Annotated in this window: 25 protein-coding genes; 22 read left to right on the top strand and 3 right to left on the bottom strand. The window is 44.5% G+C overall.

Going from position 1 to position 22,678, the window contains the following annotated elements; all coding sequences use genetic code 11:
- Positions 1-352 precede the first annotated feature (352 nt).
- Positions 353-1,114, top strand: a complete 762-nt coding sequence (locus R7P64_RS21030; protein ID WP_213866828.1) for a cytosolic protein — start codon at positions 353-355, stop codon at positions 1,112-1,114.
- 103 nt (positions 1,115-1,217) lie between these two features.
- Entirely contained in the window at positions 1,218-2,249 is a 1,032-nt protein-coding gene (locus tag R7P64_RS21035; protein WP_033906221.1) for a hypothetical protein, read from the top strand.
- A gap of 163 nt (positions 2,250-2,412) precedes the next feature.
- On the opposite strand, the gene R7P64_RS21040 is transcribed toward R7P64_RS21035, so the two are convergent.
- Positions 2,413-2,769, bottom strand: a complete 357-nt coding sequence (locus R7P64_RS21040) for a YibL family ribosome-associated protein (protein ID WP_005374274.1) — start codon at positions 2,767-2,769, stop codon at positions 2,413-2,415.
- Between the two features lie 85 nt (positions 2,770-2,854).
- On the bottom strand, positions 2,855-3,850 hold the full coding sequence (locus R7P64_RS21045; protein ID WP_033906222.1) for a 2-hydroxyacid dehydrogenase: 996 nt from the start codon (positions 3,848-3,850) through the stop codon (positions 2,855-2,857).
- 242 nt (positions 3,851-4,092) lie between these two features.
- Here R7P64_RS21045 and R7P64_RS21050 point away from each other — a divergent pair, with 242 nt between their 5' ends.
- Entirely contained in the window at positions 4,093-4,575 is a 483-nt protein-coding gene (locus R7P64_RS21050) for a L,D-transpeptidase family protein (RefSeq protein WP_005374271.1), read from the top strand.
- A gap of 35 nt (positions 4,576-4,610) precedes the next feature.
- Here the strand turns inward: R7P64_RS21050 and R7P64_RS21055 are convergent, their stop codons facing one another.
- Positions 4,611-5,321, bottom strand: coding sequence for a glycerophosphodiester phosphodiesterase family protein (locus tag R7P64_RS21055; RefSeq protein ID WP_005374268.1), 711 nt, complete (start codon positions 5,319-5,321; stop codon positions 4,611-4,613).
- A gap of 229 nt (positions 5,322-5,550) precedes the next feature.
- On the opposite strand from R7P64_RS21055, the gene R7P64_RS21060 reads away from it, so the two are divergent.
- From R7P64_RS21060 to R7P64_RS21150, 19 genes are all read left to right on the top strand, one after another.
- The gene (locus R7P64_RS21060; protein ID WP_005386018.1) at positions 5,551-6,216 is read left to right on the top strand and encodes a response regulator transcription factor; all 666 of its coding nucleotides are present in this window, start codon (positions 5,551-5,553) and stop codon (positions 6,214-6,216) included.
- Positions 6,216-7,589, top strand: a complete 1,374-nt coding sequence (locus tag R7P64_RS21065) for a sensor histidine kinase (RefSeq protein WP_213899774.1) — start codon at positions 6,216-6,218, stop codon at positions 7,587-7,589. The genes R7P64_RS21060 and R7P64_RS21065 overlap by 1 nt, the downstream gene beginning before the upstream one ends.
- A 207-nt stretch (positions 7,590-7,796) precedes the next feature.
- Entirely contained in the window at positions 7,797-9,893 is a 2,097-nt protein-coding gene (locus tag R7P64_RS21070) for a TonB-dependent siderophore receptor (RefSeq protein WP_318123936.1), read from the top strand.
- A gap of 74 nt (positions 9,894-9,967) precedes the next feature.
- Complete coding sequence (locus tag R7P64_RS21075; RefSeq protein WP_213987657.1) at positions 9,968-10,735, top strand: DUF3450 domain-containing protein; 768 nt, start codon at positions 9,968-9,970, stop codon at positions 10,733-10,735.
- Positions 10,736-12,103 carry a MotA/TolQ/ExbB proton channel family protein gene (locus R7P64_RS21080; RefSeq protein WP_318118812.1) on the top strand — a complete coding sequence of 456 codons (1,368 nt, stop codon included), beginning with the start codon at positions 10,736-10,738 and terminating at the stop codon, positions 12,101-12,103.
- Entirely contained in the window at positions 12,103-12,657 is a 555-nt protein-coding gene (locus R7P64_RS21085) for a MotA/TolQ/ExbB proton channel family protein (RefSeq protein WP_017635540.1), read from the top strand. The genes R7P64_RS21080 and R7P64_RS21085 overlap by 1 nt, the downstream gene beginning before the upstream one ends.
- Positions 12,654-13,058 (top strand): ExbD/TolR family protein, encoded by a 405-nt coding sequence (locus tag R7P64_RS21090; RefSeq protein WP_005374257.1) that lies wholly within the window; start codon positions 12,654-12,656, stop codon positions 13,056-13,058. The genes R7P64_RS21085 and R7P64_RS21090 overlap by 4 nt, the downstream gene beginning before the upstream one ends.
- Positions 13,058-13,678 carry an energy transducer TonB gene (locus R7P64_RS21095; RefSeq protein ID WP_005374256.1) on the top strand — a complete coding sequence of 207 codons (621 nt, stop codon included), beginning with the start codon at positions 13,058-13,060 and terminating at the stop codon, positions 13,676-13,678. The genes R7P64_RS21090 and R7P64_RS21095 overlap by 1 nt, the downstream gene beginning before the upstream one ends.
- On the top strand, positions 13,675-14,847 hold the full coding sequence (locus tag R7P64_RS21100) for a tetratricopeptide repeat protein (RefSeq protein WP_005374255.1): 1,173 nt from the start codon (positions 13,675-13,677) through the stop codon (positions 14,845-14,847). The genes R7P64_RS21095 and R7P64_RS21100 overlap by 4 nt, the downstream gene beginning before the upstream one ends.
- A 133-nt stretch (positions 14,848-14,980) precedes the next feature.
- Positions 14,981-15,610: a PepSY-associated TM helix domain-containing protein gene (locus R7P64_RS21105; RefSeq protein ID WP_318118814.1), complete on the top strand. Its 630-nt coding sequence runs from the start codon at positions 14,981-14,983 to the stop codon at positions 15,608-15,610.
- Positions 15,611-15,631: 21 nt separating this feature from the next.
- On the top strand, positions 15,632-16,171 hold the full coding sequence (locus tag R7P64_RS21110) for a DUF2271 domain-containing protein (protein ID WP_017635538.1): 540 nt from the start codon (positions 15,632-15,634) through the stop codon (positions 16,169-16,171).
- A 15-nt stretch (positions 16,172-16,186) separates the two neighbouring features.
- Positions 16,187-17,017, top strand: a complete 831-nt coding sequence (locus R7P64_RS21115; RefSeq protein ID WP_005374252.1) for a DUF4198 domain-containing protein — start codon at positions 16,187-16,189, stop codon at positions 17,015-17,017.
- Positions 17,018-17,059: 42 nt separating this feature from the next.
- Positions 17,060-17,380, top strand: a complete 321-nt coding sequence (locus R7P64_RS21120; protein ID WP_005374251.1) for a hypothetical protein — start codon at positions 17,060-17,062, stop codon at positions 17,378-17,380.
- The gene (locus tag R7P64_RS21125; protein WP_047102839.1) at positions 17,377-17,928 is read left to right on the top strand and encodes a DUF6162 family protein; all 552 of its coding nucleotides are present in this window, start codon (positions 17,377-17,379) and stop codon (positions 17,926-17,928) included. The genes R7P64_RS21120 and R7P64_RS21125 overlap by 4 nt, the downstream gene beginning before the upstream one ends.
- A 22-nt stretch (positions 17,929-17,950) precedes the next feature.
- Positions 17,951-18,877, top strand: coding sequence for a metal ABC transporter solute-binding protein, Zn/Mn family (locus R7P64_RS21130; protein WP_171344285.1), 927 nt, complete (start codon positions 17,951-17,953; stop codon positions 18,875-18,877).
- Positions 18,877-19,605: a metal ABC transporter ATP-binding protein gene (locus R7P64_RS21135; protein WP_017635536.1), complete on the top strand. Its 729-nt coding sequence runs from the start codon at positions 18,877-18,879 to the stop codon at positions 19,603-19,605. The genes R7P64_RS21130 and R7P64_RS21135 overlap by 1 nt, the downstream gene beginning before the upstream one ends.
- Positions 19,605-20,480, top strand: coding sequence for a metal ABC transporter permease (locus R7P64_RS21140; RefSeq protein ID WP_005374244.1), 876 nt, complete (start codon positions 19,605-19,607; stop codon positions 20,478-20,480). Before R7P64_RS21135 ends, R7P64_RS21140 begins: the two co-directional genes overlap by 1 nt.
- Before the next feature lie 22 nt (positions 20,481-20,502).
- Positions 20,503-21,372, top strand: a complete 870-nt coding sequence (locus R7P64_RS21145) for a metal ABC transporter solute-binding protein, Zn/Mn family (protein WP_054579206.1) — start codon at positions 20,503-20,505, stop codon at positions 21,370-21,372.
- A gap of 215 nt (positions 21,373-21,587) precedes the next feature.
- Positions 21,588-22,583, top strand: coding sequence for a porin (locus tag R7P64_RS21150; RefSeq protein ID WP_054579207.1), 996 nt, complete (start codon positions 21,588-21,590; stop codon positions 22,581-22,583).
- The last annotated feature ends 95 nt before the right edge of the window (positions 22,584-22,678 follow it).

Consider the following 22,678-nt stretch of genomic DNA (forward strand, 5'->3'; position numbering starts at 1 on the left):
GTTGAAAGCACCGGTCTTGAAAACCGGCATACGTTAATAGCGTATCTAGGGTTCAAATCCCTATCTCTCCGCCACTTTTAAAAAAAACCGCTGTTCTTACAGCGGTTTTTTTGTATCTGCTGTTTTTTAACCGCTGTTATCGAAACTTCTAATTGGTTTTTCTCTAGCTCTTTCTCCAAGTTTTTGCGTACCTACATTGGGTTTAGTTTACGCAGTAATACCTTCAATCGAAGACATTTCCATACGTGTCATTTGGGCTTCAAATAGAGCTTTGTTAAGTCTCAACGTGGGATGCTTAAACGCATTTTGATAGAGTCCCAGTCTAAATACTGCAAATGTACTTGGAGAAAAAATGAAGCTACTTTACTGGTTAGATGAATGGCAAGCTCTTACTCAACAAGAACAAGAGATGGCTTTACCTATCTCTGGCTACGATTTACTTGATGATGTGTTTGTGAAGTATGAACTCGTCGATCTTAACAAGCCATTGTTGTTCACATTTTCTCCTTCCGGTACTGATGTGCAGGTACAAGATTTAACTCCGGATTTTTCTCCTTGGGGCTACGAGCTCGGAATACAACAAAAAGTAAACATTATTGCCTTTCAACATTTAGGACAAAGTAATTGGTTCCGTAGTCGGAATTTGATTTTCTTTCTGGAGCAGCTATCTGAGTTGCTTCATCCCTTCAAATGTCGTTTGGGTTATGGGCAAAGTCGAGGTGGCTTTGCAATTGGCGCGTTCGCTAACTTGCTGAAACTAGAACATCTTTTGTTGTTTTATCCTGTTAGCACTAAAAATAAAGCGTTAGTGCCTTGGGATGATCGGCCGAGTACTGAGCTTGCTCAGCAGTTTGCTTGGGAAAGCGGCTACCATGATCGAGATTTGGGCAATGCCAAAGGTTATATTATTTATGACCCATCCAATCGCATTGATCGTCTTCATGCTGAACGTTATCCAGAGCTTACCCATTTAAAAGTCGTCGGTATGGGGCACGGCACTCAATCCACACAATTAGATAAATTAGAATTTTTTAATCTGGTGGCGCAGGAGTTTGTTCGCCATCAAACCTTAGATATTGACCAATTTAATAAGCAAATTCACGCTTTGTTTTAAAAGAGGACTGATATCAGAGTCCCCTGTAACCAGGGGGAGATGATCACACACTAAAAACTAGATTTTTAACACAATTGCTAGGCGCAATTTAGATGGAGGATTAATGAAGTTACTGTACTGGTTGGATGAATGGCTGGCTCTTTCTCGTGAAGAACAGCAAACCAGGCTACCGATGTCCGGGGAGGACTTACTTGATGATGTATTTGTTAAGTATGAGTTTATCGACCGCAATAAACCGTTGTTGTTCACCTTTTCCCCTGCTGGTACGAATCTACAAGTACAGGACTTACACTCAGACTTTGCGCCTTGGGGTTATCGCTTAGCCCAGAAACAAAAAGTAAATATTATTTCATTTCAGCATCTTGGGAAAAGTAACTGGTTTCGCAGCCGTAATTTGATTTTCTTTCTAGAGCAACTGTCGACTTTACTTGAGCCCTTTGAATGTCGTTTAGGCTATGGACTTAGCCGCGGTGGTTTTGCTATTGGTGCATTTTCTAATCTATTAAAATTGGATCAAGTATTGATGTTTCACCCGGTCAGCACAAAAAACAAAGTTTTGGTGCCATGGGATGATAGGCCAAGTACTGAACTAGCCCAACAATTTGATTGGGAAGGAAAGTATCATGACCTTGACCTTGGCGATGCAAAAGGCTACATCATTTATGATCCAACTAATGAAATCGACCGCCTTCACGCCAAACGCTACCCAGAGCTCACTCACTTAAGAGTCTTCGGGATGGGACATGGTACCCACGCGACGTATTTGAATAAATTCGGTTTTTATAAGCAAGTGGCCGTAGACTTTATACGTTATCAGAAGATAGATATAGCGCAGTTTCGTCATCAGACCAAAACGCTGCGCTTAAAAGAAGATTACTATCAGTGCCTTAACAAGGCGAATGCGAGCTCACAGCATCGTTTAAACTTACTGAGTACCGCTCATAATGTACTAATTGAAGAAAAGAAAGAACATGTGAAGGAGCATCAAGCGCAAATCGATATTCAGCCACTTGTTGATATTGCACTTAAGCATGAGTATGACAACCCGAAAGATGCAGTACAGCTTTTGGAAGTCGCTCAGCAGTTGGTTCCGAATGATCCTGTTGTGGAGCACAAGTTGCAGCAACTGTCGTAACGTTGAGATGTAATGCGTACGATATTGGTCGAAATAGGTCAGTGGCTTTTGTCGCTGGCCTTTTTAATAGCTTATGGATTGATATGTCGATGAAATCTAATGAAGCAGTACAAAATAAAAAGCCCAAGCAAATGCTTAGGCTCCATAAATGTTAATGCGAGTTTTAAAACTCTTTTGGCGCAAAGCCTGTCATCACATCAAGGCGAAGTTCTTTACCAACTTTTGTTAATGGGTGAACGATTACTAAGCCGCGTACGCGTTTTTTCAGTTTGCCGATGTCCGCTTGTTCTGCTTTGGTGATTTCACGAGAGAAAGGCATATCAAGTAAGCTTTTACGTTCTTTGTTCAGCTCATAGTTTTGCTTGTGCTTTAACTGGTTAAGCTTTTTGGTAAGCTGTTCTACTTCATCCGTGAACTTTGTAATCATTTCGTGATCACCACGAGAACGTGCCGCATCAAGTTTACGTTGGCATGTATCTAAACGGTTGTGCAGCTTTTGAATATCAGTTTTTATGCTCATGGTAATTTGGCTCAAATTTTAAATAGTCGAGAAGTATAGCATAGCTGAGATCACACGCTCTACTATACTTCTCGATTGTCTGGCTTTAGTTAATCAGTTCATTGCCCGATACGTTACCAGAGAAAAAGGCTTCGACGTTATCAAGCGTCACAGAGGCAATATTATTAAGTGCTTCGTGAGTCAAGAATGCTTGGTGGCCAGTAAACAGCACGTTATGACAAGCCGATAAACGGCGGAAAACATCATCTACAATGACATCGTTAGATTTATCTTGGAAGAATAAGTCTTTTTCATTGTCATACACGTCTAGGCCAAGCGCACCAATCTTACCTTGTTTCAACGCTTCTATCGCTGCTAGTGAATCTAGCAACTCGCCTCGACTGGTGTTAATGATCATCACGCCATCTTTCATTTGCGCGAAGGCTTTTTCGTTCAGTAAGTGATAGTTTTCTTCACTCATTGGGCAATGGAGAGAGATAACATCCGCATTAGCGTAGATTTCTTCAAGCGAACAGTAACGGGCTCCCATTTCTAGCGCTAATGGGTTTTCGTAGGGGTCGTAGCAAAGCAGCTCCATGCCAAGCCCTTTGAAGATACGCATCGTCGCGATACCAATCTTACCCGTACCAATAACACCAACGGTTTTTCCGAAAAAGTTAAAGCCAACAAGACCTTCTAGCGAGAAGTTGGCGTCACGTGTCCGTTGGTAGGCCTTGTGAAGACGGCGGTTTAGGCACATCATTAAACCAACCGTGTGCTCTGCCACTGCCTCTGGTGAGTAAGCAGGAACTCGAACCACTTGTAAACCTAGTTCTTTGGCTGCTTGTTGATCAACTTTATCAAATCCCGCGCAGCGCATAGCAATAAGCTTGGTCCCGCCCAGAGAAAGCTGTTTAAGGACAGGAGCTGAAAGATCATCATTAACAAACGCACATACGACATCACTGCCGTGCGCCATCTTGGCTGTTTTTTCGGTTAGTCGGAAGTCGTGATAGTGAAATTCAAAATCGCGGTTATTTTTAATTTTATTAAAAGAGGCTTCGTCGTAGGATTTTGCACTAAAAAAAGCAATGTTAATCATGGTTCCCTCTCAAAAAGTGCGGACTTTATAAATAAATATGCTTATAAAGTAATGCAACTTAGCCGCAATGAATAGAGAAATCTTCTCTTTGACTTTTGTTGTATCAAACAACAACAAGAAGTACGCCTTTCAGCGAGTGCTATCTTACGGTTCCGCATTAGATACTGTTTGCTTTACGAGCATTAACTGACTAGCATTATCGCTCTTTTCTTGTTCACTTTATTAGCTTAGGCGTTACGACAATGTCAGTAAAATGGTTCTCTATGTTCTTGTGTTGTGTGTTTGCTTCGGGCACTCACGCAGCTGTTGACCTTGTTAAAGTCGACAAGTCTAAGCGTCGAATGTATTTGATGGAACAAGGAGCAGTGCTAAAAGAATACCGAATTGCTTTAGGAGCGAACCCTCAAGGACATAAACAAGAAGAGGGAGACAATCGCACACCAGAGGGCGAATACACTCTAGATTATGTTATAGAGGACTCTGCTTTTTATCGTTCTGTGCATATCAGTTACCCTGATGCGATTGATACGTTGGAAGCGAAGCGCCGAGGTGTGTCCCCTGGAGGGAACATCAAAATTCATGGCTTAAAAAACGGTGAGAGTCAGTTGCCGATTTACATCCAAAGTTTTGATTGGACTAATGGGTGTATTGCGATTACCAACGAGGAGATGGACGAATTTATCCAGCTTGTCGAGATGGGGACACCAATTCAGATTGAGTGGTAACAAAAGGTCCCCTTTAATGTTCTGGCTCTTATAGGCTATGGCATAAAGCGCTGTGGATGATCACTAAAAATACCGTCTAACTGAGGCAGGTATTTCAGTTTATTTGGATTGTTCACCGTATAGCACATCACTTTGTAACCGGCTTGTTGGAGTTTGTTTATCTGGCGAGTACGAACCCAGTTAATATTTAGGTTGCAGCTATAGGCACTAACTTCTTCCAAAAGGCGTTTATCTTTTCTCGTAAAGAATTCACTTAACACACCCAATCGGTAGCCACTGCAGTATTTGTGCATCGCTCTAATGACGTCATGACTAAAGCTCGATAGGAGTACATTCTCTTGCGGCATTGGACTTTTTGTTAACGCATTGGCGAGAGTCTGCGCCACTTCTTCCGCTGGATGGTTGTCTACTTTAACTTCGATATTCAAGTTAAGCTTATTCTCAGTAGCTAAAGTGAGCAGTTCATCTAGTGTCACGATCTTCTCGCCTGAAAAGTCTGTGCTAAACCAACTACCGAAATCTAATGCTTTTAACTCTTCCAGGGTGAGCTCATCAACACGCCCTTGTCCATTGCTGCATCGATTGACGGTATGATCATGGCAAACCACTAAAACATTATCTTTGGTAGGCTGTATATCCACTTCCACCCACTTCAACCCCAGGTCAATGGCTGCCTGAATGCTTATTTTTGTATTCTCAGGGTATGAACCTGCCACGCCACGGTGACCAATTAATAACGTTTCCATTCGCTTTATCTTTTGCTTTGCGGTTGCCAGATTGTACTCGTTTTTTCTATGAAGATATATCTAGGTGCATATTGTTAGGAACCTTTAGTAAAAGTGAACATTAAACTCTAATGGCACGTTGCTGCTTCTTGGACTGAGTCCTGTGGACTTAAAGCATTAGAGTGTTAGTTGTTTAATTGGTAAATGAGTAATAAAATGCGAACCATTTTTATTTGAATGGTGAGTGGTAATGTCACGAGTTTTGATAGTCGATGATGACGTTCCTTTGTGTGAGCTGTTAGAAGCGGTTTTGCAAGAGGAGGGCTACATCGTCTCTTCTGTACATTGCGGTGAAAGTGCGCTGCAATATATGGAAAAAACGCCTGTAGATCTTGTATTGCTTGATGTCATGTTACCAAACCTTAACGGTATGCAAGTTGCTCGTAGGATCTGTCAGCGCTTCGCGACACCTATCCTAATGCTTACCGCTCTCAACGATGAAAACTCGATGCTTGATGGTTACCAAGCGGGGGCCGATCAGTATATCGGAAAGCCCTTTAATGTCGCTGAGCTTCTAATGCGCATCAAAGCGATTCTTCGTCGTGTTGGCTTGGAACGTCAACGTCAGACGATGTGTAGTACCGTTCAAACGATCAGTGACCAGCTTAATAGCTTACCCCTCACAAGTACGGAAGCTGAACTATTGAGCTACTTGGTAAAAAACCAAGGAGTCGTGATTTCAAAAGCAGAGCTTCAAACTGAAGTGTTAAAGAAAGAGCTGAGTCCTTTTGATCGCAACCTTGATATGCACATCAGTAACATACGTCGCAAGTTAGTTGAAGCGGGGCTTTCCAAGCAACATATCAAAACCTTCCGTGGCAAAGGTTACAGTTATTTAGAGGCTGTAAACCGTTAATGAAGCTCCGGTGTCCACCTTTTATTGCAAAACGTAAAGATAGCTTAGCGTTCAAGTTATTTAGTTGCATGACCGCAATTGTCATTAGTATTTTGGTCGTGCAATCCTTAGCGGAACAAGCTCTGGTGAAAGCCATGTTGAAAGTGCCCGATAGTGTGCGAGAAGAAATGCTAGACCTTGCACATCAAGCCAATGTATTGATTGAGCACGGAGACATGGACGAACTTGCTGACTGGGCAAATGCGCAAAACTTTTATTTATTTGTGTTGAATGAACATCAGCAACCAGTTACGCACCGTCTGATGCATCCGCACTTCGAGTTCAAACTTCAATTTAAGAGAAGCATTGATGATCAACTTGAGGGGAAAGTGAATCGCCCCATCATCAATATTCCTTTAGTTCATGGCAATACTTTAGTGATTCAATTGCCACATCGACTGCACCCTGCAAATGACTTCATTCTGTATTTCTCTATTCTCAAAGTCGTGATTGCAGTGGTTATTTTGGCGCTCTTTTCGCTGCTAATGGCACGTAACTTACAGCAACCATTGGCTCGATTGAGAGAAGCAAGCAAAAAGCTATCTAATGGCGATTTTAATGTCAGTGTCGTGAAAGAGCTGAAGTCGAGCACGCGTGAGTTTAACGAGTTAGCGCAAGACTTCGATCACATGACGCAACAGATTCATTCTCTCGCTGAAAAGCAGCGACTGCTTATAAGAGATGTCTCTCACGAATTGAGAACGCCGTTAGCGAGGCAGAACTTGGTTCTGCATCTTTTGCGAAAGCGTGTTGGAGAAAGCGAGCAAAGCCTAGTGACAAGGCTAGAAGATGAAGCAAAAGAGCTAAACCATTTGATCAGCGATATATTGGAGTTCAGTCGCTTGGAAAATGCGCGCTTCGACAAAGCCACGAAACGCTGTGATTTAGAAGTTTTGCTCTCCCCGCAAGTAGAACGTTGCAAAATAGATTTGAAGTCAGAACAGACGTTGTCTTTCCGCTCAGAAGCTGTATGTGCTAAAGCCATTTGTGAAGAAACGCTGGTCATTCGTTGTTTGAACAATCTTATTGGTAATGCCATTAAATATTCAGGACAAGCATCTCAGATAGAAGTTTCTCTGGAAAATTATGTCAAAGAAGGGCAGCAGTTCACCATCATGTCAGTATCTGATGATGGGCCTGGTATTCCAGATAACAAGCTGGTCGATATTTTTGATCCGTTTACACGCTTAGATGCTTCTAGAGATAAAAAGCTTGGTGGCTACGGTTTAGGTCTTGCGATTGTCAAAGAATCCATGCGTATTATGGGTGGAGCAGTTACGGCGAAAAACCGTGAGCAAGGTGGTCTGAGGGTTACTTTAGTGTTCAAGCAATAAGTATGATTAAGTCGTAATTTTTGTGACTAACATCACATTATCATGGCGCATCATCAGAGAGTACTTTACAAAAGTTTGCAAATGCAAAGAATGTAAATTTAATGCAAATGGTAATACTTATCACTTATATTCACCCGCGAAATAATTAAGAGGGAATCGCATTCAACAAGTATGTGACCCGAAAAATAATAATCGGAGTGAAAGGATATGTTTACTAAGAGCCATTTGGCGTTAGTGATCGGTGCAGTGTTAGCAACACCTGCAGTGGCGGAAGTTCAAACAGACGAACATGTAGTTGTAGAAGGTCGAGAGTTCGGCTACAAGGCAGATACAAACAGTACAGCAATGCGCATGGAAATGACGCAGCTGGAAACGCCGGGACAAGTAGCGGTTATCGATGAAACGGTAATTGATGAGCAGCGTGCAAGTACACTTGGTGAAGTGCTACGTAACGATGCAAGTGTTAGCGCGGGTGGTACAAGCCGTAACCGCGAACGTTTCTCTCTACGTGGTTTTGAACTTAGCAGTTCAGACGGTTTTCTTCGTGATGGTCGTCAACACTGGTCACACTACCGTCAGCCAATTGAGCTTTTAGAGCGTGTTGAAGTGCTTAAAGGTCCATCAGGTCTGCTATACGGTAAATCTGAGCCGGGTGGCTTGGTAAACATGGTTTCGAAAAAACCAACAACTCAAACACAAGCAAGTTTGAGTCAAGATCTAGGTTCGAATGATCACTCACGCACTGTGCTTGATGTGAGTGGCGCGCTAAATGATGCAGAGACACTGCGAGCGCGCGCAATTTTTGCCAAAGAAAGCTACGGCTCTTGGCGCAGGTACGGTGATGGCACTGAGCCTAAAACAGATCGTACGGTAGCGGGCCTAGTGGTTGAGTACGACATCACCGACAACTTTATGGTATCGGCTCATTACGATCGCACGAAAGACGATGGTAGCGTAGACTCTGGCGCATACATTGTTGATGGCAAAGCGGTTCGCGGTGATAAGTACATTTGGGATGCGCAGTGGTCTGAAATTGATAACGAAGTAGAAAACTACGGTGTCGATATTAATGCGCAAGTCACGGATAACGTGAACGTAAAAGCAGGTTACAACCGTCAAGACTTTAAGCGTTTTGATGTGGAGTCTTACCCAGGTTTCGAAACTTATGACCAAGATACTAAGATCGACCATTCTGGTAACGAACGCAAAGATAATTGGGTGTTTGATACTGCATATATAGATGTGACGACGGACTTTTCTCTGTTTGGTACAGATAACACGTTTTTGGTAGGTGCGAACTATCTAGAGTATACCTATGACCGTTTCCAAAAGTATTACAACCCTATAAGTATAGAAGCCGGTCAGACAGTGCCTCGTCCTGGCTACTCTGGGAAAGTTAAACAGTCCACAAGCGAGCACGATACTTGGGGTATCTACGCGCAAAATATGATGACGATTAATGATTACTGGCAAGTGCTTGCAGGTGTTCGTTATGACGAAAAGCGTGATGATGACCTGACCGAAAACCAGGTTTCTCCAAAATTTGGTGTAATTTTCCACCCAGCGACGAATGGCTCGGTTTACGTTCAGTACTCTGAAAGCTTTATGCCGCAAGGTGAAGTCAGCAGTGGTCGTGGCAAAACTTACGTGAACGATGGCGAGAAGCTAGACGCAGAGCGTGGTATCTCTTATGAAATCGGTACGAAGTGGGAACTGTTTGATCAGCGTTTATTTGTATCTGGTGCTGTGTTTGATATCACGTTAGAGAACATCTCGCTGGATGTTGAAAGCGGCAAAGACGCGGGCGGCAATCTCCTACACAAGAAAACGCAAGGTGGTGAGCAAGTTCACAAAGGCGCTGAGTTAATGGCTCAAGGTTTTGTGACCCCAGAGTTGTCGCTAACCGCTTCTGCAATGTATTTGGATGCAGAGCTTAAGAAGGCAGAAAGATATGAAGGTAACCGCCCTGTAGACGTGCCAGAGTTCTCGGCAAGTCTATGGTCTAGCTACAAGGTTCAAGACAACACTAACTTAAACCTTGGTTTGATTTATGAAGGTGATCGCTACGGTGATGCAAAGAACACCTTCAAGAAAGATGGCTACGCTCGCGTTGATATGGGTGTGTCATACAAACATAAGTACGATGAAAACTTGGATATCATTGCTCGATTCAATGTCGAAAACTTATTCGATACCGACTACTTCGCAGGTGGTGGTAGCACGAATGGCGAGCAAAAAGGTGCGAGTGGGGTTGTGGTTGGAGAAAGCCGCAACTACATGGCAACAATCCAGTTCAAGTACTGATAACAATTTGATTATTAAAGGGGAAGGGTAGTCTTCCCCTTTGGTCGTTTTTGGAACACAGAAATATAACTCGTATGAATCTAATGAAATCAAGTATCGCTCTGTTGATATCATCGGTTTTGATTCCCGCTCACGCGGCGAACTTAAACGATGCACAAGCTGTGCAGAGTAAAACAAACCAGTCGTCGGCGGTAAGCCAAAAACGTATTGATGCAAGCGCAGAAAAATCACTTACTCTAGAAGCTGAAATTGAGCAGCTGCAAGAGGAAGTCGGTAACTTGAAGATTTATCGCGATCATCTTGCAAGCCTTGTTGAGAGCCAAAATCAAGAAGTTGATAGCTTGAACGAGCAAATTGAGCAGATTGCTCAAACTCGTCAAGGTGTCGTGCCTTTGATGTATCACATGCTTGAAGGCTTAAAAGCGCTCGTTGCTAACGACAAACCTATACGCAAAGCGCAACGTGAGGAGCGAATTGCAAAGCTGGATTCCATGATGACGCGTGCAGACGTTGCAGATGCAGAGAAGTTTCGTCGTATTTTAGAAGCGTACCAAATTGAAATGGATTACGGCACCAAGCTTGGCGTTTACCAAGGCAAGATTAACCTGGGTGACAATGAAGCTGTGGAGGCGGACATTCTCTATTTAGGGCGTTTGTCTTTGGTAGCGCGTAGCTTATCTGGTGACACATTTTGGAGCTGGTCACAGCAACAACAAGCATGGCAACAAGTGGGTTCTGAGCAAAAATCAGAGCTAGACAAAGCGTTCGCTATGGCGAATAAACAGATCGCGCCGAGTATGTTAACTCTGCCAGTGTCGTTAACCGCTGCGGAGGGCAAATAAATGATGAAAAAATGGTTATCGGTTGCATTAATCTCGACAGCCGCATTAATGCCTCATACAACTTTTGCTAGTGATGCGTTGTTACAAAAGGCGCAGCAAGAAAATCGTCAACAGCAATCGCACAATGTCGCGCGTGAATCAGGTTTTAAGCAAACAGAGCAAGAGCTACAGGCTATAAGGAATAAATTGGTGGCAGAGCGGGCTGCTCTTCAAGCAGAAGCGGACTCATTAAGTGTTACCTTCGGTGAAAATGAAGCAGAACTGGCACAGCTAGAAGAAAAGTTGCGTCTAGAAACCGGGAGCCTAGGTGAGTTATTTGGCGTCGTTCGCCAGAACGCAAAAGAGCTAGAGTCTGAGCTAAAAAGCTCAGTAACCGGTGTAGATGCAAACTCATATCAGAAAGATATCGATGCTATTGTTGCGGCTAAATCACTGCCAACGTTGACCCAACTTCAGGCGATGTGGCGCAGCATGGAAGAACAAATCAAAGCAAGCGGTGAAATGGCAAACGTCTCTTTCACACTGCTAAATGGCGAAGGTCGTGAACAAACGGTTAATGGTGTTCGTCTTGGTTCTATGGCGCTGCTAGATGAGACTGGCTACGTTAAGTGGAATGGTCAACGCGGAGACGCGGTAAACTATCTTCGTCAGCCTGAGAACGGTCCAACAGCGAATACTATTTCCTCTGGTGACATTGATGCACTTGTCATTGATCCGTCACGTGGCATTCTTCTTGAACAGCTTGCAAACTCACCGACTTTGGCTGATCGCCTAAATGCGGGTGGCGTTGTCGGTAAAATCATCCTTGGTTTATTGGCTATCGGCCTATTGATTGCGCTCGTACGTGGTGCATCACTGATGATTTCGCGCCAGAAAATCATGAAGCAGCTGAAAACCCCAGCTCAGCCAGGAAACAACCCTTTGGGTCGCGTGCTTGCGGTATACCAGAAAGACAAGCATCGCAGCGTAGAAGCGTTAGAACTACGTCTTTTGGAAGCTGTTGTTGATGAGCAAACCCACCTAGAAAAAGGGTTGTCGATGCTTAAGCTTCTTGCTGCTCTAGCTCCTATGCTTGGCCTACTAGGCACGGTAACGGGTATGATCGAAACCTTCCAAGTCATCACTCAATTTGGTAATGGTGATCCGAAAGTAATGGCGGGTGGCATTTCGATGGCACTTGTGACTACCGTACTTGGCCTTGTTTCAGCCATGCCTTTGTTATTAGCGCACAACGTATTGAGCTCTCAAGCAGAAAATATTCGCAGTATCTTAGAAAAACAAGGCATCGGTTTAGTTGCAGAACAAGCTGAGCGTGATATGCCGAGTAACAAAAGTCACTCTAACACCTTAGCGGAGAACGCAGCGTAATGGAGCAGATCCTACTCAGCACATTGGGTTTGATCAGTGAGGATTGGGCCACAACCTTGATGAGCTTTATGCAGCAAGGTGGTCAAATCCTATGGTGGCTGGCCGCCGTCGTGGCGGTGTGCTGGCTGTTGGTTATGGAGCGAGTTATTTATCTCACAACGGTTTTCCCTGGGGTAAAAAAACAGCTTTGTGAGCAGTGGCAAGCAAGATCAGAGCACCACTCTTGGTACGCGCATCAAATCCGTGAAGGATGGATTGCAAAAGCGCAAATCGAACTGCGCCAAAACCTATCGACTATTAAGCTACTTGTGGCGGTTTGCCCAATGCTAGGGTTGTTAGGGACGGTGACAGGCATGATTACGGTGTTTGACGTAATGGCATCGCAAGGCAGCAGTAATCCGAAATTGATGGCTTCTGGTATCTCACTTGCTACGCTGCCAACCATGGCGGGTATGGTAGCAGCGCTTGCGGGCATGTTTATTCATGCTCGCCTTAGCAAAGTGTGTGAACGAAAAGCTATCCAGTTAGAACAATCTTTAAGGAGTCAAAAGTGAGACTCGGACGCAGACCTAACCAACAAGATGAAGCTCAAGTCGATTTAACCTCGATGCTTGATATCGTCTTCATCATGTTGATCTTCTTCATTGTGACCAGTTCGTTTGTACGTGAATCCGGTGTAGAAGTGAATCGCCCTCAGGCTTCTAATGTAGTAAGTCAAAAAGACGCGGGCATTTTTATCGCAGTAACGGCAGCGAATGATGTGTACATTGACAAACGAGTGGTTGATATTGAGCGTGTTGAGGCCTCTATTGAGCACCTGTTACTTGATCAGCCTGATGCTTCGTTAGTTATCCAAGCTGACGAGCATGCTTACAATGGCACTGTCGTGAAAGTGATGGACGCTGCAAAGGCAGCAGGTGTGAAGAACATTGCATTGGCGGCGGAGAAACCTTAATGGGCAGGCTGTTACTTGCACTACCAGCATCACTGTTAATTTCTGTGAGCTTGTTTAGCTTTATGGCGTGGATGGTTGATAAAGGCAACCAGCGTGCACCAGAAGCTTCAGAAGCCGTTCGTTTTGATATGGTGATGGTAGAGAATGAAGCAGACGTGCAGCGTCGTCAACGTTCAGTGCCGGAGCAACCAGAACCACCTCAAGCGCCGGAGCCAATGGATCTGTCTCAAGCTGACACTCAAATGGAACCAATGAGTCAGATGACGCCAGTCAGTGCTTTAGGTTTAAACACAGCCCTTGAAGGCATCGCGATTAGCGCCCCAAACTTGAAGGGAACAATGGGCAACCAGCAAGCACTGCCGTTGTATCGTGTTGATCCTCGCTATCCAAGTAAGGCGCTGAAACGTAGAGTGGAAGGTTATGTCATTATGCGTTTCACGATCGATGCAACTGGACGACCAAAAGATATTGAAGTGATCGAGGCTGAGCCCGAGCGCATGTTTGAAAGGGAAGCAATCCGTGCGCTTAAAAAATGGAAGTATCAGCCAAAAGTTGAGGATGGTGTGTCAATTGAGCAGTTCGGACAAACCGCTAAAGTGGAGTTCAAGTTAGCCAAATGATGAAAAAATTCTTAATCGGTACGGTATTAAGCCTGAGTGCACTCTCAACCATTGCCAGTGAGTTAAGCCAATACACCGCAGCGAGAGTTCAACGAGCACATAATTTGGCTCAAGAAGAGAAACTGAAAGAAGCGATTTCATCTCTTGAAGCTATGGAGCTTTCTCGTGGATATGACCAAGCTTATGTCGCTCGAATGTTGGGTATTTTTTACTGGCAGAACGAACAAACTCAAGCGGCGATTAAGCAACTTGAGTTGGCAGTCAATAGTGGTTTGCTACAAGATGAGCAAGCATGGCAAACCCGAAAAATGTTGGCTGATATACTGCTGAACGAGCAACGTTTTTCTAAGGCGTTACCTCATTACTATGCCTTGAGCAAAAACATTCCTAAAGGTCAAAAAGCGCATGAGTTATGGCTGCGTATTTCCCAATCTCATTATCAACTGAGTCAGTGGCAAAAAGTGCTTTCAGCAATGGCTCGTTATGAGAAATTTGGTCAGCCAGACAAGCTTGGCGCATTGTCGATAAAGCTTTCTGCTGAGCTAGAACTGAAAAAGTGGAAGCCGGCAATCTCGACCATCAAACGCTTAATCGTGATTGAACCTGAACGAATTGAATGGTGGCGTCAGCTTGTTGCTCTATATCTACGGGTTGATGACAACAAACGTGCCCTAGACTCTTTGGCGTTGGCAAAACTGAAAGGGTTACAACTTAGCCAAGATGACTTAAAGCTGCTGGCACAATTGTACGCGAAACGAGGTATTCCTGAGAGAGCTGCATTGGTGATGAACGAGCTAGAGGATGTAAACTCGAATAGTAAGCTAAAAGCTCAGCAAGCAACGTATTGGCAAATGGCAAAAGAGTGGGAAGAGTCTATTGATAGCTGGCGTATTGCAGCTCAGCTAGATAGGCAGTATTACTGGAACTATTCTCAACTGCTGGTGCAAGAAGGCCATTATAAAGATGCCATTGCCGCGCTCGATAATGTCAGAGGTCGTAAAGCGGATGTTGCACTTATCAAAACTCGCGCTTACTACAAACTTAAGCGGTTTGACGATGCGCTCGCTAATGCCAAAAGAGCGAATGAGATTAAGCCATCGAATCAGGCAAAAAGTTGGGTTAAGTATCTATCTCAGCTACGCAAAGTAGAATCGACGCAGAACTCATAGCGAACATTTTTATTAAATACCCGAGCTCAGTCTCGGGTATTTTTTTGTTTAAAGTAAACAATGTAAATTAAATGCCAATACGAATGATTATCACCTAAATTATGCCCCACATTTATTGGTGATGATTGTTTCTATGTTGCTTAAAAGCAAAGGTGTTCAAACTTGGGCTCGCCGCCTACATATCTATATTTCGATGGCTCTTCTCTTAGTTACGCTGTTTTTTGCAGTAACTGGTATTACCCTCAATCGCCCCGAATTGTTTGAACGCAGTGAACCTATCATTCAACAACATACTCTGACGGTTCCGCACTCAGTTTTATTCTCACATTCAGATACCTTTCAACCTAATCGTGAAGGGCTGGTGGCTTTCTTGACTAAAGAAACCGAGCTTCGCGGCACTCCCTCCGTACTAGATGTGTATACCGAAGTTGAGCAAGGTGAGTTGTTACTCGGAGAGCTTTCTATGGATTTTAAAGGCCCGGGTTATAACGCTACGGTCTTTATTGATATGACTACTGGTGCAGCAGACGTCGAAACGACGCACTACGGTATTGTTGCGCTGCTGAACGATCTACATAAAGGACGCAACAGTGGTGGGATTTGGAAGTGGTTTATCGACGTCACTGCGCTTTTGATGGTGTTTTTTGTTCTTACAGGCGTGTGCTTGTTACTGCCTAAGAAGAAGACGCTCAGAACGTCAATGCAATGGATGAGCTTTGGTACGTTACTGTCGCTCGTAATTTATTTTGTTGCTGTTCCATAACAGCTTTTTTAGAGAACACTTATGTTGAACACAGGAAGATTTTTCCGCCGTAATCACTTTTGTAAAGCCGCTTTGATCGCGGCTTTTACTCCTTTCTCTCTTTCCGCGGCGCCTCTACCAGATAACGCGAAGGTCGACTTCGAACTCGAACTTCCAAAGATAGATACCTCAATGTATGCACGCCCTTATGTGGCGGTTTGGGTTGAAAACGATCAGCGTAAACCGGTTAAAACCATCCAGTTATGGGTAGGGAAAGACGAATGGTTAAAAGATCTACGCAGCTGGTGGAGAAAAGCGGGTCGTTATGATCGTGAACTTGTTGATGCGGTGACTTCTGCAACACGTCCTGCTGGTCAATACCGCTTTGTCTGGGATGGAACCAATGACGCAGGGGAGCGTTTGGAACAAGGAAATTACACGTTGTACGTCGAGGTCGTTCGTGAACACGGTGGGCGAAACTACTTACGTCAAAAAATAACGCTAGCGGACAGTGACGTGCGCTATGAGCTTAAACCAACACAAGAGACGGGTGTCATCACCGTCAATTATCAAGTTAAGTGATTAAAGGACACAACAATGAAAACCAAAATGAAAGCAGTGGCATTGGCGAGTGTAATGGCAATGGGATTGGCTGTAACCACCACCGCACAAGCACATCCACGTTGGGTTCTGCCCTCTCACTTTACGGTTTCTAAAGAAGGCGGTGACTGGCTGACATTTGATGTTACTGCCTCTCACGGAACGTTTGTTTTTGATAAGCCTGCGGGTAGTGATCAGGCATTTGTGGTGATGCCGGATGGCCGCTCTGAGCGTCCTAACTTTGTTGTTCGTGGCAAGCGTCGCTCTATGTTTGATTTCTTTTTTACAGAAGAAGGCACGCACAAAGTCGCGATTAATAATCAGCCGAGCTACTACACACAATACAAAGCGGGCCGTCGTGATACGGTGAAATGGGCGCGAGCAAACAAAGCTGAGCGTGGTGACGTGCTTCCTGAGCAAGCGCGTGATGTGGTTACTCAACTAAGTTACACCCGAGCAGAAAGCTACATTACGGTTGGTATGCCAACGGACAAAGCGTTGGAGATTGAAGGCAAAATGCTGGAGATGAAACCGATCACGCATCCATCGGACATCATTGAAGGTGAGCCTGTGACTTTCCAGTTTTTCTTTAACGGAGAGCCACAAGAGGGCGTTACTGCTGAGATTACACGTGAAGGTACCATGTACCGAAACCATCAAGAACAAATCGATGTGGTGAGCGATAAAGATGGCAAAGTGATCTTCACGCCAGAAGTCGCTGGGCGCTACTTAATGAAAGCGAACTACAAAGGTGAATTAAAAGATAATCCATTGGCGGATAAAGCGAGTGCCAATGTTCATCTTACGTTTGAAACTCAACTTAACTAATCGAATTAGGCTCAGCAATTGCTGGGCCATTTTGGAATTATCATGAATAACACTTCTCTTCTAAAAGCTGTTTTGCTTTTTTCTGGATTTGCGTCCTTTCACGCTGCTGCACATTTTCCTCTGATGAGCTGTCACTTGGCGCAAGATAAAGTGATTTGTGAAGCGGGCTACTCGGATGGATCGACAGCGGTCGACTACGATGTCGAAATGTACGATTACGACGACAATCTGATCGCCAAAGAAAAAACAGATAAGCGTTCCATCGCAGAATTTACTCACCCTGAAACAGATTTCTATTTGGTATTTGATGCCGGACATGAAAGCCCGGTGGAAGTGGATATCGTTGAGCTGAAAGAGAAATGAGTGTACAGAAAGTTCGCCCTGATGATGGTAACCGAGAAGGAAAGTGGGTCGCACTGACAATCGCAGCAATTCTCAGTTCAGCAGCCATACTTATGCCCTACCATCAGGTCGCGACTGAAAAGCCAGACATGCAGTCTCATCAAGTGTTAATCACGGATTTACATCAAAATGAGTTGGGGTTGATCGCTGAGCTTAAGCTCGCTCATGAAGAGATTCGTGATTTGCAGCTAGAAACTGGAACTTGGCCTGAGGTCTCTGACATGGAGGCGCTTTGGATTGCTCCATTCGTGAAAGACCAAAACTGGAAGCGTAAAGGTTCTCATCAGTGGCAACGAATTGATGACGGTGTCTACATTGGCGTGAAGACCAGTGCCCAAGGCTCTGCTTCCATGCTGTTGGATAGCCGCAGTTCTCAAGCTGATATTTGGTTTAATGATTCTAGCCGTTCGTTAAATGTGGAGGGACTAAGCGATCTAGCTAAACGCCACGATTTCGGCTGGAAACAAATCGTTCTGTCAGGCTCTTCTTCCCACTCTCACGCCCATTAAGACAACATAATTGATAAGTACTATGATCAAACGCTCTCTTTTACGTCGTATTCTTACAGCCACCGCGTTATTGGCGGTGTCTTCTACAGGCTTTGCTGCCGAAAAACTCAGTATTGGTATTACGCTACAACCTTATTACAGCTATGTTAAAGCCGTTGTGGGTGAGAAGGCGGACATCATTCCTTTGGTTGATGCTGGTTTTAATCCTCACAACTATTTACCACAACCTAATGATCTTAAACGCTTAAATGAAATGGACGTAATAGTGATCAATGGTATTGGTCATGACGATTTTGCACTGAAAGTGATCAAGGCTTCTCAGCGTGATGATCTCGTGGTTATCGAAGCGAACAAAGAAGTGCCTTTATTGCCCGCTATGGGGCAGTCTGTTGGTCAAGGAGCAGTGAACCCTCACACCTTTGTCGGTCTATCAACAACCATTCAAAAGGTTTACACCATCGCGAGTGAGCTAAGCCAATTGGACCCAGACAATGCTGCGTTCTATCGCCAAAATGCCCGTAAATACGCGAAAACATTTCGCCTGATGAAGCGTGATGCAATGTTGTCTCTTGGTGAGTTGGACACGGCTGGTATGAAGGTGGCGACAACCCACAATGCTTACGGATATATCCTTCAGGAGTTTGGTGTTGACGTTGCCGCTGTCATTGAGCCTGCTCATGGTGTAGAACCAAGTGCAAGTCAGCTACAGGAAACGATAGAGAAAATTCGTGAATCGGGCATTGATGTTCTGTTTTATGAGCTCAATATGCCGAATCGCTTTGTTGATACCATCGAAGAGGCGACTGGGGTGCAGCTTTATCGCTTTTCTCACATGACTCACGGTGAGTATGAGGCCGATAAAGTTGAGGTTGAGATGCGAGATAATGTGGAAACACTAATCGAAGCCATGAAATTTGTGGCGAGTAAGCGAGCAGGGGAAAAGGCGTAATGACTGGACCTTCCGTTTCCTTAAGTAACGTGGGCCTAAAATACGCCGACAATATCATTTTGCAGAACATCAGCGCCGAATTCGAGAACGCGAAATGTCACGTGATTATGGGACCGAATGGTGGTGGGAAAACTTCTTTGCTTCGTTCGGTACTTGGACTTACGCCATTTTCGGGAAACATTGCACTCAATTGGCCAGAACCATCAGCTGCATCGGGGAAGATAGGGTATGTGCCACAAAAAGCGATGTTTGAAGCAAGCCTCCCGTTAACCGTGATGGATTTTGTACTGCTTAACCAAACCCGTATCCCTCTATTTTGGCGACGTAAAACGAAACAAACTCAACATGCTCTGGCCCAGCTTGATCGTGTGGGCATGGCAACGCGTAGCGACCGTCGTATGGGGCAACTCTCTGGCGGAGAGCAACAGCGTGTTTTGTTTGCGCAAGCTTTACTGGATGAGCCCAATTTATTGGTTTTAGACGAACCTACAACTGGCATGGATGAGCAAGGTGTTCGATATCTTGAAGGTTTGATTCATGAAGTCGTTGGAGAAGGCAAAACGGTGCTGGCAGTACACCATGACGTGACCGCAGTGCGCCGTTTAGATGCGCAGGTCCATGTCGTAAATCGTCAAATTGTGGCGTCAGGTCACCATTCAGATGTGCTAAGCCCTGATCGTATAGAAACATTATTCAAGCACTACACAGCAAAAGTGGAGGCTGCATAATGGATTGGTTGCGAGAGTTAGCGGTTAGCGGCGTTGAAGCTGGATGGTTAAGCGATAGCTTTTCTTATGCCTTCATGGTGAACGCAATTGTGGCAGCGCTGATATTAGGGCCATTACTTGGTGGTCTTGGTACATTAGTCATCGCCAAGCGACTGGCTTTTTTCTCTGAAGCGGTTGGGCACGCTGCGCTTACCGGAATCGCGATTGGTGTGTTGCTCGGTGAGCCGCCAGAGAATCCGATCATCGGATTGTTTAGCTTTTGTATGATTTTTGCGCTGTTGCTTCACTTTGTTCGTAATCGTACGAATGTACCTTACGACACACTGGTTGGGGTTTTTCTTGCACTAGCGTTAGCGGTTGGTGCTGCGCTGTTAATGTACGTTGCTCGCAAGATCAACATTCACATGTTGGAGAACGTGTTGTTTGGCTCGATCTTGACTGTGACGGACAACGATATCCTTATTTTAGCGATCAGTTGTTTGATCATATTACTGCTTCTTATTCCAACGTTTAACCGCATTTTGCTGACTTGTATCAGCCCGGATATTGCACGTGTACGCGGCTTTAATACCAGCTTTTATGATTACTTATTTGTCATGATGATCACCTTGGTCACCATTGCCGCGGTAAAGATTATTGGCGCGGTATTGGTTGGTGCATTGCTACTGATCCCTGGTGCAACGGCTAGGTTATTGACTAAACGCATGGGCAGTTTCGTTCTCCTTTCTTCTTTATTGGCAACCATTGCGTGTTTAATAGGAACCATACTGCCGATGGAGCTTGAGCTACCAGTGCCATCAGGCGCATCCATCATCATTGTTTCTGCGGCATTTTTCCTAACAGCAACGGTTTACCGAATTATCCAAAAAGCGTAACCCTTTTTATAAAGTAATGAACATGAAGATAAAAAAATTAGCGATAACTTTTGGTTTGGTTATAGCGACAACACTTCCATCGTTGGCAAGCGCCAAAGACATTTTAACCAGCACTCCCGTCACGTACATGTTGTCTGAGCAACTCATGAAAGGTACAGGGATAGAGACTCAGTATCTGCCTCCAAAGCGTTACGGCGTTGAGCGTCTTGAGAACTGGTTCGCAAATAAAGGTACAGAGCAAGTTAAGCAAGCGGGTCAAGCCGCGACGGTTGCTGTTACTCTTGGTGCGATTTGGAAACAAGACCCGACTTATGTTTACGCTCGACAGGGCAACATTCACTTGATTGAAATCGATGCATCGCAGGCCATTTCTCCTAGAGCTCAAGGAGTTGCAGTACTGACATTGGAAAACGGGTCAACATCGAAGTACGCGTGGCTTAACCCTACAAACTTAATCCGAATGGCGGGTATTGTTGGAGAGGATCTACAACGTGTATATCCTGAACACCAAAAGACGATTCAAACGAATCAACAGGCTCTTATGCTCAATGTGCGTGAACTGATCAACCAACAACAGGCAGAGATCTTCGATAAAGGCATCGATTCAGTGGTACTGATGAGTGAGTCACTAGAGGACTTTGCCTCTGGCAACCAATTGTTTGTGGTTGGGCGCGAATTTAAGCCGGAATTTGAGTGGACAGAAGAAGACAAATTATCTTTAAAAGCTCAGTTTGAACAAGATAAAACGCTATGGTTAGTGACGGATAAACGACCGTCGAAAACCTTGACATCGCTTATTAAACCGAGCCGCATACTGCAAATTGATGTTATTGACCGCTGGGGCAGTAAGGGTATCAAAACTGAGAAGCCACTCGCACGTTGGGAGATGTGACACGTAAAAAGCCACAGATTTTATGATGGGGAATGAAAAGTTCCCTATTTTTTTGTGACTCAGTTCAAAATGTGAGCATTAATACCACTGGTTGCATAAGAAAGTGTTTGTTTCATTTCTATTTCATTACTACTTTGTTATGTGTTCGTTGCGATTGATTCGGATTTAATCTGTTTCTAAGCGAACCGGTACAAACAACTATACGGATGTTAACAATGAAAATGAAAACTCTAGCCGTTGCAGTGGCGGCACTAGCATGTGGTTCACAGGCCTTCGCAGCAGAAGTTTACAACAGCGATGGTACATCTTTATCGATCGGCGGTCACGTTTCAGTTGGCGTGGGTGAGTATTTCGAAGAAGATGTAAAAGTTCACCAAGTGTCTCCACGTATTAACGTTGCGGGTAAGAAAGACATTGGCAACGGTATTACTATCGACGCTAAAGGTGAATGGGCGCTTAACTACCTAAACGGTGGCGAGCAATCGTTCAAAACTCGTCTAGGTTACATCGGTGCTACTCATGAGCAGTTTGGCCGTTTAGTAGCAGGTACTCAATGGTCACCTTACTACGATGTCGCTGGCGTTGCGGATCTACCAATCGCGTTTGCGAACGACTTTTTGTACGACAACCACGGCAACCTAGGCTCAGCTCGTGCTGATAAAATGCTTAGCTACCGTAAAGGTTTTGAATTTGGTGAAGGTTTTGCTTTCAACCTAGGTCTAGGTTGGCAAGGTGAGCAAACTTCAGACGCCGTAACTTACGAGCAACGTGGTCAAATTGCATTGAGCGGCTCTGTAGCTGGCTTTGGCTTGGGTTACGTATACAGCGGTGGTGATATTAAGGAGCAGAACCTAGGAACTAAAACAGCTGAATCACACCTATTCTCTGTAAACTACGGTCAGTACGGTTCAGGTCTATACGCAGCAGTAGTATACGGTATGAACGAGTACTTCTACCAAATGCGTAAAGACACTTCTCAACTTGAAGCTCTTTTGGCATACGGCGTAAACGATTGGACATTCAGCGTTAACTACGAAGGCGTAGAAGACGAAGAAGACAATAAGACAGTTTCAAGCGAAACTGCGCTACAAGCAGAGTACGCTGTAACTCCTGCTTTCGTAACGTTTGCAGCTTACCAGTTTGATCTAGGTAACGACTACAACAATGAAGAGAACGACTACTGGACTCTAGGTGCTCGTTACTACTTCTAATAAATAGGCCAGTTTCTACTGCCTAAACACATTTATTGTGTTAACGCCTACTCGTTGTGAGTAGGCGTTTTTCTTTCTGCTATCCTTTGGCTATA

Origin of the sequence: Vibrio sp. 2304 (assembly GCF_033339475.1) — a bacterium.
GTDB classification, from domain to species: domain Bacteria; phylum Pseudomonadota; class Gammaproteobacteria; order Enterobacterales; family Vibrionaceae; genus Vibrio; species Vibrio alginolyticus.

Coding starts and splice junctions, on each gene's coding strand:
- R7P64_RS21030 (WP_213866828.1), top strand. CDS start 353: ATGAAGCTACTTTACTGGTTAGATGAATGGCAAGCTCTTACTCAACAA.
- R7P64_RS21035 (WP_033906221.1), top strand. CDS start 1,218: ATGAAGTTACTGTACTGGTTGGATGAATGGCTGGCTCTTTCTCGTGAA.
- R7P64_RS21040 (WP_005374274.1), bottom strand. CDS start 2,769: ATGAGCATAAAAACTGATATTCAAAAGCTGCACAACCGTTTAGATACA.
- R7P64_RS21045 (WP_033906222.1), bottom strand. CDS start 3,850: ATGATTAACATTGCTTTTTTTAGTGCAAAATCCTACGACGAAGCCTCT.
- R7P64_RS21050 (WP_005374271.1), top strand. CDS start 4,093: ATGTCAGTAAAATGGTTCTCTATGTTCTTGTGTTGTGTGTTTGCTTCG.
- R7P64_RS21055 (WP_005374268.1), bottom strand. CDS start 5,321: ATGGAAACGTTATTAATTGGTCACCGTGGCGTGGCAGGTTCATACCCT.
- R7P64_RS21060 (WP_005386018.1), top strand. CDS start 5,551: ATGTCACGAGTTTTGATAGTCGATGATGACGTTCCTTTGTGTGAGCTG.
- R7P64_RS21065 (WP_213899774.1), top strand. CDS start 6,216: ATGAAGCTCCGGTGTCCACCTTTTATTGCAAAACGTAAAGATAGCTTA.
- R7P64_RS21070 (WP_318123936.1), top strand. CDS start 7,797: ATGTTTACTAAGAGCCATTTGGCGTTAGTGATCGGTGCAGTGTTAGCA.
- R7P64_RS21075 (WP_213987657.1), top strand. CDS start 9,968: ATGAATCTAATGAAATCAAGTATCGCTCTGTTGATATCATCGGTTTTG.
- R7P64_RS21080 (WP_318118812.1), top strand. CDS start 10,736: ATGATGAAAAAATGGTTATCGGTTGCATTAATCTCGACAGCCGCATTA.
- R7P64_RS21085 (WP_017635540.1), top strand. CDS start 12,103: ATGGAGCAGATCCTACTCAGCACATTGGGTTTGATCAGTGAGGATTGG.
- R7P64_RS21095 (WP_005374256.1), top strand. CDS start 13,058: ATGGGCAGGCTGTTACTTGCACTACCAGCATCACTGTTAATTTCTGTG.
- R7P64_RS21100 (WP_005374255.1), top strand. CDS start 13,675: ATGATGAAAAAATTCTTAATCGGTACGGTATTAAGCCTGAGTGCACTC.
- R7P64_RS21105 (WP_318118814.1), top strand. CDS start 14,981: ATGTTGCTTAAAAGCAAAGGTGTTCAAACTTGGGCTCGCCGCCTACAT.
- R7P64_RS21110 (WP_017635538.1), top strand. CDS start 15,632: ATGTTGAACACAGGAAGATTTTTCCGCCGTAATCACTTTTGTAAAGCC.
- R7P64_RS21115 (WP_005374252.1), top strand. CDS start 16,187: ATGAAAACCAAAATGAAAGCAGTGGCATTGGCGAGTGTAATGGCAATG.
- R7P64_RS21120 (WP_005374251.1), top strand. CDS start 17,060: ATGAATAACACTTCTCTTCTAAAAGCTGTTTTGCTTTTTTCTGGATTT.
- R7P64_RS21125 (WP_047102839.1), top strand. CDS start 17,377: ATGAGTGTACAGAAAGTTCGCCCTGATGATGGTAACCGAGAAGGAAAG.
- R7P64_RS21130 (WP_171344285.1), top strand. CDS start 17,951: ATGATCAAACGCTCTCTTTTACGTCGTATTCTTACAGCCACCGCGTTA.
- R7P64_RS21135 (WP_017635536.1), top strand. CDS start 18,877: ATGACTGGACCTTCCGTTTCCTTAAGTAACGTGGGCCTAAAATACGCC.
- R7P64_RS21140 (WP_005374244.1), top strand. CDS start 19,605: ATGGATTGGTTGCGAGAGTTAGCGGTTAGCGGCGTTGAAGCTGGATGG.
- R7P64_RS21145 (WP_054579206.1), top strand. CDS start 20,503: ATGAAGATAAAAAAATTAGCGATAACTTTTGGTTTGGTTATAGCGACA.
- R7P64_RS21150 (WP_054579207.1), top strand. CDS start 21,588: ATGAAAATGAAAACTCTAGCCGTTGCAGTGGCGGCACTAGCATGTGGT.